14 protein-coding genes and 1 pseudogene are annotated in these 13,967 nt (G+C 64.6%); 5 read left to right on the top strand and 10 right to left on the bottom strand.

The features are described from left to right. The first annotated feature begins 112 nt into the window (after positions 1-112). The gene (locus ACSQ3Y_RS03280) at positions 113-1,039 is read left to right on the top strand and encodes a LytTR family DNA-binding domain-containing protein (protein WP_436176433.1); all 927 of its coding nucleotides are present in this window, start codon (positions 113-115) and stop codon (positions 1,037-1,039) included. On the opposite strand, the gene ACSQ3Y_RS03275 is transcribed toward ACSQ3Y_RS03280, so the two are convergent. The 9 genes from ACSQ3Y_RS03275 to ACSQ3Y_RS03235 form a co-directional block, all read right to left on the bottom strand. Then, the gene (locus tag ACSQ3Y_RS03275; RefSeq protein ID WP_436176432.1) at positions 1,040-1,600 is read right to left on the bottom strand and encodes a dihydrofolate reductase family protein; all 561 of its coding nucleotides are present in this window, start codon (positions 1,598-1,600) and stop codon (positions 1,040-1,042) included. Continuing rightward, positions 1,597-2,322 carry a helix-turn-helix transcriptional regulator gene (locus ACSQ3Y_RS03270; protein WP_057202687.1) on the bottom strand — a complete coding sequence of 242 codons (726 nt, stop codon included), beginning with the start codon at positions 2,320-2,322 and terminating at the stop codon, positions 1,597-1,599. The genes ACSQ3Y_RS03275 and ACSQ3Y_RS03270 overlap by 4 nt, the downstream gene beginning before the upstream one ends. A gap of 192 nt (positions 2,323-2,514) precedes the next feature. Next, entirely contained in the window at positions 2,515-2,979 is a 465-nt protein-coding gene (locus ACSQ3Y_RS03265; protein ID WP_436176431.1) for a GyrI-like domain-containing protein, read from the bottom strand. 248 nt (positions 2,980-3,227) lie between these two features. Next, on the bottom strand, positions 3,228-4,142 hold the full coding sequence (locus ACSQ3Y_RS03260; RefSeq protein WP_436176430.1) for a ProQ/FINO family protein: 915 nt from the start codon (positions 4,140-4,142) through the stop codon (positions 3,228-3,230). Positions 4,143-4,271: 129 nt separating this feature from the next. Beyond that, positions 4,272-5,531 (bottom strand): glycolate oxidase subunit GlcF, encoded by a 1,260-nt coding sequence (gene glcF, locus ACSQ3Y_RS03255; protein ID WP_436176429.1) that lies wholly within the window; start codon positions 5,529-5,531, stop codon positions 4,272-4,274. A gap of 57 nt (positions 5,532-5,588) precedes the next feature. Continuing rightward, complete coding sequence (glcE, locus tag ACSQ3Y_RS03250; RefSeq protein ID WP_436180076.1) at positions 5,589-6,713, bottom strand: glycolate oxidase subunit GlcE; 1,125 nt, start codon at positions 6,711-6,713, stop codon at positions 5,589-5,591. 268 nt (positions 6,714-6,981) lie between these two features. Next, positions 6,982-8,406, bottom strand: a complete 1,425-nt coding sequence (locus ACSQ3Y_RS03245; protein WP_057202691.1) for an ammonium transporter — start codon at positions 8,404-8,406, stop codon at positions 6,982-6,984. A 33-nt stretch (positions 8,407-8,439) separates the two neighbouring features. Beyond that, entirely contained in the window at positions 8,440-8,778 is a 339-nt protein-coding gene (gene glnK, locus ACSQ3Y_RS03240; RefSeq protein WP_007851823.1) for a P-II family nitrogen regulator, read from the bottom strand. A gap of 45 nt (positions 8,779-8,823) precedes the next feature. Further along, positions 8,824-9,534 carry a TorF family putative porin gene (locus ACSQ3Y_RS03235; RefSeq protein WP_305746902.1) on the bottom strand — a complete coding sequence of 237 codons (711 nt, stop codon included), beginning with the start codon at positions 9,532-9,534 and terminating at the stop codon, positions 8,824-8,826. 214 nt (positions 9,535-9,748) lie between these two features. Between ACSQ3Y_RS03235 and ACSQ3Y_RS03230 the strand changes: the two are divergent. Further along, positions 9,749-9,961, top strand: a pseudogene (locus ACSQ3Y_RS03230) (magnesium chelatase domain-containing protein); the annotation flags it as partial. A 341-nt stretch (positions 9,962-10,302) separates the two neighbouring features. On the opposite strand, the gene ACSQ3Y_RS03225 reads toward ACSQ3Y_RS03230, so the two are convergent. After that, complete coding sequence (locus tag ACSQ3Y_RS03225) at positions 10,303-10,605, bottom strand: helix-turn-helix domain-containing protein (RefSeq protein WP_436176428.1); 303 nt, start codon at positions 10,603-10,605, stop codon at positions 10,303-10,305. Between the two features lie 209 nt (positions 10,606-10,814). On the opposite strand from ACSQ3Y_RS03225, the gene ACSQ3Y_RS03220 reads away from it, so the two are divergent. The 3 genes from ACSQ3Y_RS03220 (at position 10,815) to ACSQ3Y_RS03210 (ending at position 13,675) form a co-directional block, all read left to right on the top strand. Beyond that, entirely contained in the window at positions 10,815-11,303 is a 489-nt protein-coding gene (locus tag ACSQ3Y_RS03220) for a hypothetical protein (RefSeq protein WP_436176427.1), read from the top strand. A 1,151-nt stretch (positions 11,304-12,454) separates the two neighbouring features. After that, positions 12,455-12,745 (top strand): H-NS histone family protein, encoded by a 291-nt coding sequence (locus ACSQ3Y_RS03215; protein WP_436176426.1) that lies wholly within the window; start codon positions 12,455-12,457, stop codon positions 12,743-12,745. 588 nt (positions 12,746-13,333) lie between these two features. After that, complete coding sequence (locus ACSQ3Y_RS03210; protein ID WP_436176425.1) at positions 13,334-13,675, top strand: hypothetical protein; 342 nt, start codon at positions 13,334-13,336, stop codon at positions 13,673-13,675. Positions 13,676-13,967: the final 292 nt, after the last annotated feature.

Raw genomic sequence — 13,967 nt, 5'->3', positions numbered from 1 at the left:
GGCGGGCCTGCTTGGGACCGGAGCGATCCCTTTTGGGACGAGCGGTGGCCACCTGGGATGTGGCGGAGGGCGGATTTACCAAGGTGCTGTGCGCCTTGCCTACACTGGCGGCATGTCCCGACCTGCCCTGCCCTGGCCCGAACGCTATCGTCCCTTGCGCCGCCGTGCAGAAGTGGCGTTCTGGGCCGTCCTGCTGCTGGTGCAGGCGGCCTTCAACAGCGTGGTGACGCTGATCGACCTGCGTTCTGCCGGCCGGCCCGTGGCCGCCTGGGAGCCGGCACTGTGGGAACTGTCCAGTGTGCTCGTGGTCGGGCTGCTGATCCCGGCCATCGTGGCCTTCGAGCGGCGCTTTCCGCTGCACTGGGACATGCTGCGCCGCCACCTGCCCTGGCACCTGGTGGGCAGCGTGGCCTACTGCAGCATCCACCTGGCAGGGATGATGGCCCTGCGGCACCTGGCCTATGCCTCCATGGGCGCCGAATACCGGCTGAACGGCCCCTGGTGGGCCCAGTGGGGCTACGAGTACCTCAAGGACGTGCGCACCTATGCACTCATCGTCAGCAGCCTGGTGGGCTACCGCTTTTTGCTGCTACGGCTGCAGGGCGAGGCCCGGGTGCTGGACATGCCCGAATCCCCCGCCATTCCCGAACCATCACCCGCCACCGGACCGGCGGCGCCTGAACTGGCCCCGTCCCTGCCCGTGCAGCGCCCCGAACGCTTCCTGGTGCGCAAGCTGCGCCGCGAATTCCTGATCGCCGCCACCGACATCGCCTGGCTGCAGGCCGAGGCCAACTACGTGGGCCTGCATGTGAACGGGCACGACTACCTGGTGCGCTCCACCCTGGCGGATTTCCTCACACAGCTGGACCCGGCGCGCTTCGTGCGCGTGCACCGCAGCTATGCCGTCAACCTGGATGCGGTGGCCGAGATCGAGCCGCTGGACAGCGGCGATGCCCGCCTGTTGATGAAGGATGGCAGCACCGTGCCTTGCAGCCGCCGCTACCGCAGTGCGCTGGCCCAGCAGGGCACAGCGAGCTGATCAGCCGCAGGAGGGAGCGCTGCGCACCCGCTTGAAGTGCTGCGTCAGCACGCCATTCGGATAGGCCTGGTGCGCCTGCAGCGTCCAGTGCTGCGGCGCCATTGTCTGCGGCACGCCCCACAGCGGCAGGCCCGCCCCCAGCGTGACCGGAATGGTGGCCAGCATCAGGTGGTCCACGAGCCCGGCACGCAGGAACTGCCCCGCCAGCTGGCCGCCGCCCACCAGCCAGACCTGCCGGAGGTCTCGATCCATCCATTGCGCCACCAGTTCGTGCGGTTGCGCAGCACCCCAGAACACACTGGGCGGCAAGCTTCCATCGGTGGGTGCGTCCTGGTGGCTCAATACCCAGGCCGGCCGCTCGCCGTAGGGCCAGTCGCCAAAGGAGCGGGCCACGGCATAGGTTGTGCGCCCCATGACCAGGGCATCGACCCCGGCCATGAAGTCCGCCAGGCCATAGTCGGTACCGGCCTGCTCGAAGGGGTGCAGCCAGTCGAGTTCGCCGCTGGGGCCGGCGATGCAGCCATCCAGCGTGGCAGCCACATAGTAGGTCACCGCGGTCATGCGCAAGGGGCCTCGTCGCTCAGGGATGGGGGGCGCGAGGCCATCTCGGCCTCCACCTGGCGCAGCATGTCGGCCAGGGTCTTGCCGGGCTCCTGGCGGAACTGCTCGGGCAGCACCGTGAGCTCGGCGATGCGGTCGATGCGAAAGCCCCGGAAGTCTTCGCGCAATTCGCACCAGGCAGAGAGCGTCCAGACCTTGCCCCAATAAAAGCAGCCCAGGGGCCGCAATCTGCGCACGCTGGGCCGGCCCTGCACGTCCGCATAGTCGATCTGCACCACGTGGCGGCTGTGCACCGCCTCGCGCAGGGTCTGCAGGGTGGCCTGGGCACGCGGGCCCAGGCCCACCGAAGGGGCGTAGAGCGCCTGCGACTCGGCGGCCACGCGCGCCTCGGGTGGCAGCACCGAGAGGATCTTGCCCAGCGCCCCTTCCACCTCGCGCGCCAGCCCTGCATCGAGCCAGGCCTGCGCCAGCCGCGCGGCGGCCACCAGGGCATTCGCCTCGCCCTGGCTGAACATCAGCGGCGGCAGGTCAAAGCCCGCGCCCAGGCGGTAGCCCACACCCGCCTCGCCCTCGATGGGCACGCCCTGGTGCTGCAGGTCGGCCACGTCGCGGTAGATGGTGCGCTGCGACACCTCCAGCCGCTCGGCCAGAAAGGCGGAGGTGGACAGGCGCCGCCCGCGGATGAGCTGGACGATCTGAAACAGGCGGTCGGCACGGCGCATGGTTAAAAGGGCACCAAAACGTTGAACAGCGATCGCGTATCAGTGATCACGGCGCAGCGCTTGAAACTGGCGCGGCCGAGGCCAGCGCCCCCGTGCAAGGGCCGCCCCGCCGCACCGGGGGCGTCCCCCTCCCGACTCGCACAGCGAGTCGAGAGAGGGGTGAAGGCGCGAAGCGACTCAGGGGGTGTCATCTCAAATGCCGATGTGGATGGCCACGCGATCGGGGCCCGCATAGGCCTCGAAGTCGGTGGTGAAGCGGCGCTGGATCTGCGGGTTCTCGCCAAAGTAGCGCCAGACCTCGCCCCAGGCGTCGATCACCATCTGCGGCATGCTGCCCTGGCCGTGGAAGACCAGGTAATCGCCAGCCTCGATGGCGATGGTCGAGGCCCCGCCCACGACCTGCGCGTCCTCGGGCGCAGCCACGCCGGCCAGGACGTCGAAGGCGCCCTGCTCGTTGGACTCATAGGCGCTGTAGACGCCGAAGATGCGGCCATCCGCTCCCGGGCGGGGCAGCTTGTGCTCCCAGCTTTCGCTGAAGAAGCGGTCCCACAGGCCGCCGATGCGGGAGGTCTCGGGGTTCATCTCGTCGCTGTTGCGGGTGCGCACGGCAATGCCGGCAACGCGGAAGGCAGGAATCTTTTCAGAAACGGGTGGCATGCGGTTTCCTCTCTCTTTTGGTTGGTCTGGAGTACCTATGGTGCCGCCCTGCTGCTGACAACCTGGTGTCAGCAGGATGGCGCGGCAATCCACCATTTGCAACCGAAAGTGAGAGGTAAACGCCACTGCATGGTACGCGTGCCCACTGCTGCCAACGCTGTGTCAGCAGGGAGCCATTGCACCACGCACGGCCTGCAGCGCGGGCGCGACCGGGCTGCCACCGGGCAAGGCCCGGTGTCGGTGACCGCTCAGTCGACGGCAGGGACCGCCGAAGCGGGAGCAGCAGCCGCCACCAGGCCACGGTAGCGCCGTGCGCGCTCCAGCGTCTGGCCCACGGCGCGCGGCGCCATGCCATACATGTCGGCAAACGCCTCCAGGGCCTGGCCGCTGGCATCGAAGGCGCGCAGCAGCGCCTCGTCCTTGGCGTTGCGCACGGACCATTCGGCAAAGGCCTCTTCGAGCAGGGCGTTGGCCTCCTCGTCACGGCCGGCCACGAGCTCGGTGTAGGCCTCGCGCGTCAGGCCCGAGGCCTCGAAGGCCTGGACCATGCGGTTGCGCAGCTTGGGCAGCAGGTCCTCGCTGGCGCGGGCCTTGTTGTTCTTTCTGCGGCGGTAGACCTCCAGCAGGGCGTGGTGCACATGCTCGGGGGCCATGGCCTCCACGGGCTGACCGGCCAAGTCGTGGCGCTTCTCGCCGGCCGCCACGCTTTGCAGGTAGCGGGTGGAGCGGGTATGCAGCCCCAGGGCCACCTTGAGTGCATCGCGCTCGAACTGCTCGGGGTGCGCGGCCAGGATGTCCTGGAAGATGCCGCGCTTGAGCGGGCGGAACACCGCGCCGAACAGCTGCGGGTACAGGCCGGCCAGTTGCTCTAGTGCGGGATGGGTGCGCTGCGGCGCACGGGCGCCTGCTGGCGCGGCCGCAGCGGGCTGGCCTGCAGCCGGGGCGCCGGCCTCGCCACGCGGACGGCCGTCGCGGCGATTGTTGTTGCGGCCACCGCGGCCGCCCCGGCCCTCACGGTGGGGGGCCGCAGGAGCGGCAGCCGCCGCAGCACCCTCCCCGGCATCGCCTGGAGCCACGGCGGGGGCCGATGCAGCGTCTGCCGCCGTAGGGGCAGCGGCGGCGGGCGCGGCGGTCTGTTCTTGTTCTGGCACGTTGTCGGTCATGGCGTAGCGAAGGAAGGGGGCAACAAAACCCTCAATCATGCCAGTCTTGGCGCCGGGCACCTAATTCAGGGCCTCCGGCCGGCCCCTCGCACGACGGTGCAGCATCCATCCGGACGGAGACACACGCCCTTACTGCGCAGCGGTCAAGGCCTCGTCCAGCACCTCGATCCAGTGGCGCACAGGCGTCGCGGTGCCGCTTTGCAGGTGCGTGATGCAGCCGATGTTGGCCGACAGGATGGCATCCGGCGGCTGCTCACCAAACGCCTCGCCCAGCGCGCCGACCTTGCGGTCGCGCAACTGGTGGGACAGGCCGGGGTTGAGCACCGAGTAGGTGCCCGCCGAGCCGCAGCACAGGTGCGATTCATTGCGCGCCACCCGGAGCTTGAAGCCCAGCCTGCCCAGGTGCGTTTCCACCCCGCTGCGCAGCTTTTGCCCGTGCTGCAGCGTGCAGGGGGGGTGGTAGGCGAACAGCGTGTCAGGCGGGGGCTGCACACGGCCGGCCAGGCGCTGGGCAAGTTCGGGCAGCAGGTCCGGCAGCAACTCGGACAGGTCGCGGGTGAGCGCGCTGATGCGCGCGGCCTTGGCGGCGTACTGCGCATCGTTCTGCAGGATGTGGCCGTATTCCTTGACGGTGACGCCGCAGCCCGAGGCGTTCATCACGATGCACTCCACGCCACCCGCTTCGACCAGCGGCCACCAGGCGTCGATGTTGGCGCGCATCTCGGCCTTGCCGCCGTCCTGGTCGTTGAGGTGGAACTTGACCGCGCCGCAGCAGCCGGCCTTGGGCGCTACCAGGGTCTCTATGCCTGCGGCGTCGAGCACGCGCGCCGTGGCGGTGTTGATACCGGGCATCATCGCGGGCTGCACGCAGCCGGCCAGCATGAGCACCTTGCGCGCATGCGCCCCCGTGGGCCAGGCGCCCGGATCGCGTGGCGTCGGCACCTTGGCCTGTAGGGACTCGGGCAGCAGGCCGCGCACCATCTGCCCGGCCTTCATCGCCGGGGCGAACAACGCCGAAGGCAGGCCTTCCTTGAGCGCCCAGCGCAGGGCCTTCTCGCCCAGGGGGCGCGGCACCTTCTCGTCCACGATCTTGCGGCCGATGTCCACCAGGTGGCCATACTGCACGCCGCTGGGGCAGGTGGTCTCACAGTTGCGGCAGGTCAGGCAGCGGTCCAGGTGCATCTGGGTGGCGCGCGTGGGCGCCTGGCCTTCGAGCACCTGCTTGATCAGGTAGATGCGGCCGCGCGGGCCATCGAGCTCATCGCCCAGCAGCTGGTAGGTCGGGCAGGTGGCGGTACAGAAGCCGCAGTGCACGCACTTGCGCAGGATGGCCTCTGCCTCGAGGCCGTCGGCGCGGGCGCGGTATTCAGGGGAGAGTTGGGTTTGCATGGTGCATGCCTGGACAGTGAATGGTTGTGCCGCGCAGTGGCGGTGCGGATGGACCGCCTACCAGCCCGGCGCCATGCGCCCGGGATTGAAGATGCCGGCCGGATCAAAGCTGTGCTTCAGGCGTGCATGGATCTGCTCCAGCGCGCGCGACGGCAGGGCCGCATGGCCCGCCCCGCCCGGCTCGCGCGCCAGGGGTGCCCGGAACATCGCCGCGCTGCCACCTGCGGCCCGGGCCGCCTCGCGCAGCGCATCGCCTGCGGATTCAGGCGCCTGCACCCAGCGCAGCGCGCCATGCCATTCGACCAGCGGCTGGGCGCCACCGGGCAGGGCCATCACGGGTGCCGTGGCTGGCAGCGACAGTCGCCACAAGGCGTGCCCGGGTGGGCGCGCGGCGAACCAGGGCAGGGCCTGGTCACGGCAGGCGCTCCAGTCAGCGGCTACCACGGCGGGGTCCAGGCGCTCGCCGCCCATGGTGCGGCAGGCCGCCTCCACTGCGGCCACGGCGCCGCGCAAGCGCACCTGCAGCATGCCCGTGTGGGCGTCACCGGCCCAGCGGCTGGCGTTGAGCGGCAGGGGCTGGCCACCCCAGGCGTGCAGGCGGCGCAATGCATCGGCCTGGTTGCATTCGAAGCGCAGCGTGGCCTCGCCCGGGGCCACGGGCAGCACCTTGAGGCTGACCTCGGTGAGCAGGCCCAGCGTACCCCAGGCACCCGCCATGAGGCGCGACACGTCGTAGCCTGCCACGTTCTTCATGACCTGGCCGCCAAAGGTCAGCAGCTCGGCCTGGCCGTTGAGCAGCACCACGCCCAGCAGGTAGTCGCGCACGGCACCCACGCTGGCACGCGCCGGGCCCGAGAGACCGGCCGCCACCATGCCGCCGACCGTGGTGGCCTGCGGCTGCGCACCGAAGTGCGGGGGTTCGAAGGGCAGGCACTGCCCCCGGGCGGCCAGGGCGGCCTCCAGCTCGGCCAGCGGCGTGCCGGCGCGCACGGTGACGACCAGCTCGCTGGGCTCGTAGTCCACGATGCCCTGGAGCACCCGGGTGTCGAGCACCTCGCCATGCAATGCCAGGCCATGGAAGTCCTTGCTGCCCCCACCGCGGATGCGCAAAGGGGTCTGGTCGGCTGCGGCGGCGCGCACGCGTTCGGTGATCTGGGCAAGGGCTGAGTCCATGCCTTGGATCGTAGCGGCTGCACCCCGCCCAGGCCCTGCCTGCCGCCGTGAATTTTTTGAACGGCCGGCGTGAGGACAGCGGTGGGGGCGGTCCGTTCCAGTACCCCCATGAAAAACCCGCCGAAAGGCGGGTTGGTCAAAAAGAAGCCCGCCGGGACGGCGGGCAAAGGGATCCGAGGAGGATTCCGAGGAGACTCTCGCAGAAAAACCAAAAATCAGAAAATCAGGACCGGGCGGGCTGCGGCACCACCAGACACCGCAGCCTCCGGCCCATCCATCAACGGTTGTAAGCCGTTTCGCCGTGGGACGTGATGTCCAGGCCTTCGCGTTCGGCTTCTTCCGAGACACGCAGGCCCACCAGCAGGTCAGCGATCTTGTAGGAGATGAAGGCCACGACGCCGGACCACACGATGGTGAACAGCACGCTCTTGACCTGGATCCACACCTGTGCGCCCATGGCGAAGGTGTCAGGCGTCAGGCCGCCCGTACCACCCAGGCCCTTGGAGGCGAACACACCGGTCAGGATGGCACCCAGGATACCGCCCACACCGTGCACGCCGAACACGTCGAATGCGTCGTCCACGTTGAGCATGCGCTTCAGGCCACCCACACCCCACAGGCAGACGATACCGGCGATCAGGCCCAGCACGATGGAACCCATGGGGCCCACGAAGCCGGCAGCAGGCGTCACCGCCACCAGACCGGCCACAGCGCCCGAGGCAGCACCCAGCATGGACGCCTTGCCCTTGTGCAGCGCTTCACCGGCGATCCAGCTCAGCGTGGCAGCGGCAGTGGCCAGCACGGTGTTCACGAAGGCCAGGCCCGCATTGGCGTTGGCGGCACCGGCGGAACCGGCGTTGAAGCCGAACCAGCCCACCCACAGCAGCGAGGCACCCACCATCGTCAGCGTCAGGCTGTGGGGCGTCAGGGCCTCCTTGCCGTAGCCGATGCGCTTGCCCACCATGTAGGCACCCACCAGACCGGCGACACCGGCGTTGATGTGCACCACGGTACCGCCAGCGAAGTCCAGCGCGCCGTCAGCACCCAGCAGGCCGCCGCCCCACACGATGTGGGCCATGGGCACGTAGCTGAAGGTGAACCACAGCACCGAGAAGATCAGCACGGCAGAGAACTTGATGCGCTCGGCAAAGGAGCCGACGATCAGCGCCACGGTGATGGCCGCGAACGTACCCTGGAAGGCGATGAACACGTACTCGGGGATGGTGATCAGGGCACCGAAGGTCTCCTGGTTCACGCCCTTGAGGAAGATCTTGTCCAGGCCGCCGAAGAACTTGCCTTCACCCGAGAACGCCAGGCTGTAGCCGTAGATGGCCCACAGCAGGGAGATCAGCGAGAAGACCACGAAGACCTGCATCAGCACGGACAGCATGTTCTTGGAACGGCCCAGGCCGCCGTAAAACAGCGCCAGGCCGGGGATGGTCATCAGGATGACCAGCAGCGTGGAGGTCAGCATCCAGGCGGTATCGCCGGAGTCGATCTTGGGTACGGGAGCGGCAGGGGCAGCCTCGGAGGCGGCCGCAGCAGGTGCCGGTGCAGCCGCAGGGGCAGCAGCCGCAGCAGCGGGCGCGGCTTCTGCCGGCGCCGATGCGGCTGCATCGGCGGCAGGTGCCTGGGCCAGCGACAGTCCACCGACGGACAGCAGGCTCAGCCCCAGAATGAAGGAAGCAAGCAATTTTTTCATGGCATTTGTCTTTCGTGTTGTGCGGCGGGCCCTTTAAAGGGCTTCCTTGCCGGTTTCGCCGGTGCGAATGCGTACCACCTGCTCCAGGTGGGTCACGAAAATCTTGCCGTCGCCGATCTTGCCGGTGCGTGCAGCGGCTTCGATGGCCTCGATCACCCGGTCCACCAGTTCGTCCGCCACGGCGGCTTCGATCTTGACCTTGGGCAGGAAGTCGACCACGTACTCTGCACCACGGTACAGCTCCGTGTGGCCCTTCTGGCGTCCGAAGCCCTTGACCTCGGTCACCGTAATCCCCTGCACCCCGATGTCCGACAGGGCTTCACGCACCTCGTCGAGCTTGAAGGGTTTGATGATGGCTGTCACCATTTTCATTTTTGATTCCTCCAGGAAGGGGCGCACGAGGCGCCCCCGAAAGATTTACAGGGTTTTGGTCAGCGTGACGATCACGCGCGACTTGTTGACGGGGCCGAAGAAGTCCTTCTTGTTGGCGCCCACCACAGCTGCGCCCAGCGACAGGCCCGAGCCGAAGTCATAGGCACCGCCGACGCTGTAGTCGATGTAGTTGGGGGCAGCGATGTCGCCGCCGAAACGCGTGTAGCCCACAGCGGCCTTGAGCATGACCTTGGGCATCACTTCCTGGGCGAACGCCAGGTTGAGGTAGCCGGTGTTGCGGCCCTTGAAGCCAGGACCGGCGTAGGCGAAGTAGTCCTTGGACAGGGTGTGCGAGTACTTGGCAGTCACGGGGCCGAAGGTGGCGGCGCCATAGACTTCGGTGGTGTTGCCGTTGCTGTTGCCGGGGTAGATGTAGGTCAGCAGGCCCACGTCCAGGTCGGCGCCGCCGGCCTTGAACTTGTAGCCGCCGTAGATGTCGGACTCGATGGAGTTGCCGGAGAGCCAGTCGACGCTGGAATTCCAGTTGCCGACGTAGAAACCGGACTCGCCGAAGGCGTAGTCGAAGCCGCCCTGGATCGCGGGCTTGACGGCCTTGACCTTGGAGACATCCTGGTCCTGGCCACGGAACTTGTAGTTCGAGGTCAGGCTGACGTTGCCGGTGAGCTGGGCACTGGCCAGCAGGGGCAGGGTTGCAACAAGGGCAGCGCCCAGGAACTTGATGGATGCGCGGGTCATGTTTCCTCCGGTTGGACAAAGTAGGGACAAGCGCTTTAAGCATGGACCGTGCCATGCGCTGCAATGCCCCGTTCTGCCGGGGTTCGGGACAGGTGAAGATTCCCTATTAAAGTGGGGGTTTGGAAGATCCTTGATTCGCACCACGATGGTGCGGTCGTGAAGCATTTCACACAAGCGTCTTGCAAATTGCACCCATCTGGGGAGAAAGTCGTCCATGAGTCTTGCTTTGGTGCAAAGCCGCGCCCTTCTGGGGCTGCAGGCACCGTCCGTCACCGTTGAAGTGCACTTGGCCAATGGCCTGCCCAGCTTCACTCTGGTGGGCCTGGCCGAGGTGGAGGTGAAAGAGGCACGCGAGCGCGTGCGCTCGGCACTGCAGAACGCCGGGCTGGAGTTCCCCCACAACAAGCGCATCCTATGTAGTCAAGCGGTTTTTGCTTGAAATGCGCACAGTAGTCCGCGGTCTCTGGATTTATGGAGTTGTGTACAACTCCCCGCGGCCCGGCGGGTTGGAAAGCGCGAGTTGGGGAGAGAAACGGCTACCTGTCCGCCAGGTTGCCAACATCTTTCGAGTCAGAGCCAGCGCCCCTAAGAGCGCCTTTCGGCTGGGGAGAAGAAAGTACGAGCAGCGCGAGCGGACCACGACCTTGTTTAGGTTCGACTCTTCAAGCCCCGCGTAAGCCCAAATCAGGCCAATTTTTGCTATCAGGACGGCAGTTTCGAGTAAACAGTGCAGCAGTGGGCTGAGCACGGAAGTTGCCGCATCTGAACCTAAACTTCGCCCGGCCAAAGCTGGTCAACATCGCGCTGGACTATGTCGAACATTTCAGCGGCCGCATTAGGCGAGGCCGAGCTGGCGTAGGTGAGTGCCAACAATGTGAGGGGATGGATTTGCATCACCGATGCGATCTGCTCCAGCTTGCCTAACGTTGGGCTCTTGAGGCCACGTTCCACGGTGCTCATGTACGTACGGCTGGAAACCAGGCTGAAATCCTCCTGGCTGAGCGCACGTACGTCCCGAATCGCCTTCATCGCGCGAGGAAGGTTGTTGATGACGCGGCGCTTTGAGGACATTCCTCGATTACCGCTAAATGAACACTATAGGACTACAATCTATAGTGTTCATTTGAAAGCAGCTTTTTCGAGGGCTGCGCATAGGCGGGGAACGACGCTTGACGTTCTTCTGGCGCGGTTCTCCCCGCCTTTCACGAACACGCGTGGTGCGACGTCGCTGCGCTCTTCACCGATGGAGTCAGACCGCGATGCGACTGGACAGTCTGGATTTGACCGACGACGCGGCCCCGCTGGTCGCCGAAGTGAACCTCCCGCGCTTCATAGCCAAGTTTCCGAGATGTGATGAAGAGCTTTGGGTAGCCGACGTGGAGGTGAGCCGAAGCGAATCTTCGATCCAGCGTTTTGAGGCGATTTTCTTCGTAGAGGGATCCGGGCTGGTCAGCATCTTTGGCATCGACTCTCCCGACGGTTATCCCCATGGCCTGGCATCCGATCTGGCACTTGAACAACAGGCATTCATTGCGTTTTTGCGAGCAGAGAACGCGCGCATGGAGCGTCTTCTAGGTCCAGTTGTGCGGATTTTCAGTTCGCACCTGTACTACAGTGAACTGACGGTGACGAAAGCCTATCTTTCAGCCCGCGGCAGCAGCTTGGATTCGGGTGTTGGGTACCACGATCCCGAGACGGGGACATACGTCACGCACGTGGTAGAGGAGGAACACTCCGAACGTGAATGTTCCACTCACGCGTCGAAATAGGGTTGGGGTCAGGTTGCACGCCGGTACTCCCATATGAAACCCAATGGGCGCTCGACAGCGTTGAGTGCGCTCCGAGATGACTGACTCGCGTGCGTGGTCTCAATACTTGCAGGTGACCCATGCACCAAATTACAGTACCGTGGCGAATCCGTTGCGCCCCAATAGAGTGAATAAGCTTCGCGACTACCTTCGGCATTTGGCATGCATCGAATTTCTGCTATCTCATACTGAAATGTCCAGCAAAGAGATCATCGAATGACCTTCGAAGTCGAATCCGCTAACAGTCCGATGGGATGCCCTCGCTGCGATTGGTTGGGCACTCGCGGCGATGTTGGCGAAGCGGGGAAATGCCCTGTGTGCAGAAGCGGTGTCAATCCTTTGAAACAGAAGGGCTTAGACCATTTGCGCCTTCACTATCGGCATCTTTTGAAGTTAGGCTACAGAACAGAATGGACCATCGACCAGAGAACAGCCGAGCAACATCGAATCGAAGCTTTCTTCAAAAGCATCGGGAGTTCGCTATGAGCATTTCTGACTTGGAGTCAAAGTTCCCACTAATCTTCACCAAGTGTCGCCCAACCGGAGGTCCAGGCTGGGTCGCAATTTTCGAAACGCTTCTGATTCAGCTGCAGGCTCGCGCTAATGGCGGAGGGGTGCAGGCCCGAGCGCATACCGCCCGTGAAAAATGGGGTCGCTTAACTATGCGTTTTAGCCCGCTCGACCCCGCCGACGCGGCGATCGTTGCGCACACTGAAAGCCTCTCGCTCCAAACCTGTGAAGTGTGTGGAGCACCTGGGAAGCTCATTCAAGAGGCGTGGCACCGCACGAGATGTGAGGTTCACACGGATTTCCAACCGAACTGGCCCACTTCTACGCGCTGAAAATGTCAAGTTCACTCGTGCTTGAAGGTCTTAGGAAGCCTGTTGCAACCTATCGGTATGCGGACGCGATCTACGTTGTGGTTGACTCACTTCCCGAGCCCTACCAAAGCAGCTTTTGGCTATTTCTGCGAGGCTCGGCGATTCCCATAGCAGACGGCAAAAACAGGTACGCATTCGTTCAAGACTTTCAACGGTGGATCGAGTCCATTTCGGCGGAGAACTGATGTAGTATCTGGGTCAATATTGAGTATTTAACGGACCGATAAATTTATGCCGACCTATAAAGAACTTCTCGCGCAACGCCAAAACCTCGACGCTCAAATCGACGCTTTGCGAAAGACAGAAAGTCAAGACGCGCTTGCAACCGTCCAGCAGCTGATTGCTGAATTCGGTCTAACCCAAGCCGACATCTTTCCCGCAGGCCGTGCCAAAAGCCCTCTCAAGGGCAACACCGTCGCTCCGAAGTACCGTGATCCTGCTACGGGTTCGACTTGGACTGGCCGAGGAAAGCCACCTCTCTGGATTGCGAGCAAAGACCGCACCCAGTTCGAGATCAAGTAATCCTGCATCTCGTGCAATGGACGATGACCACCAGCCAACTGAGCCTCATCTCACGCCAGAGGCATATGCCCTCCGACGTAGGCTGAGCGAGCAGTTTGATCGCGCGGCGCACACTTTTGAAGAGTCGCTAGAGCACGCACGAGCGCTGATCGAAGAACTGAAGCGTGACCCCCGGTACAAACCCCTGCCGCCCTCCCATCTTGCCCGGGTAGGTCTTGGGGAGGTGAATCAGGAGTAAGGGAACGGCGAATGGAAACCGCTGCACTTGGCGCTATCAGAAGCAAGGTCGGGGGTCAGCGTGCAGCCCGGTGAGCTCGTGCCGAACGCTGCGAACATCTGAGCAAGTGGGCAGGGGCGTATACGTCGCCTGTCAATCGTGGCACGACTGAGAGCATGACGGTTCGGGGGCAAGTGAGGATACGACCAACTAGTTGGCTTAAGACAGATGCTGAATTCCAGCATGAGCCACAAAACCTCGCGTGCGACTCCCATTGGCAAGCCTCAGAGAAGGACATTCGGGCCTCTTTTCGTTGGTGCGCGGCCGTACTGGCGCATTTGGGACAATCCCTTCATCCTTACCGCCCAACGATGAAGCACTTCCAATTCAAATGGGTCCTGCGCGACCAACAGTACGAGTTCTCCGCCCTAGCTCAGACCAGCCGCGGCCATCAGCCAGAAGTCGAAGCCGAGCTGGTAGAAATTTGGACCTGGCTGCTGCGCCAGAAGCTGCGCCCAGGCCAGTTCGGCTGGGATGCAACCCGCAAGACCCTGACCAGCAAGATCGAGACCCTGTCGGTGAGCCATGGCACTGTCGAGAGCGACGGAGAGACCATCTTCCATCCCCAGGAAACCCGTTTGGTGCTGACATTGCCCGACACGGCCGCGGTCAATTTCCGATTCGAGTTCAATGTGGTGGACGATCGGGGGTAAAACTGCAGGCATGGAGTCTTCTCAACCATCTCCCAGGAACTGCTGTGAAATCTGCAGCGCGACCAGCTACCGCAAGGTGATCGCGCGCGACGCCAGCGGCGCCATGCGCACTACGGAGCGGCTGCGCTGCACCGGCTGCGAGCGCGAGTTCCAGGATGTGCAGTCATGGCGCCAGGGCATGCCACAGGTTGATGCGCCATCCGAGGTCGTCCAATGAGCGGTACCTACCTCGTCTCTTCGTATATGGACAAGGACAGCGTCAAATGCTGGGTGCCCGCTGAGACCCAGCGCG

This window comes from Acidovorax sp. LjRoot66 (assembly GCF_964253305.1).
In the GTDB taxonomy this organism is placed as follows: domain Bacteria; phylum Pseudomonadota; class Gammaproteobacteria; order Burkholderiales; family Burkholderiaceae_C; genus Acidovorax.
Note: the sequence above shows the minus strand (reverse complement) of the source record. Positions and strands in the feature narration are given on the sequence as shown.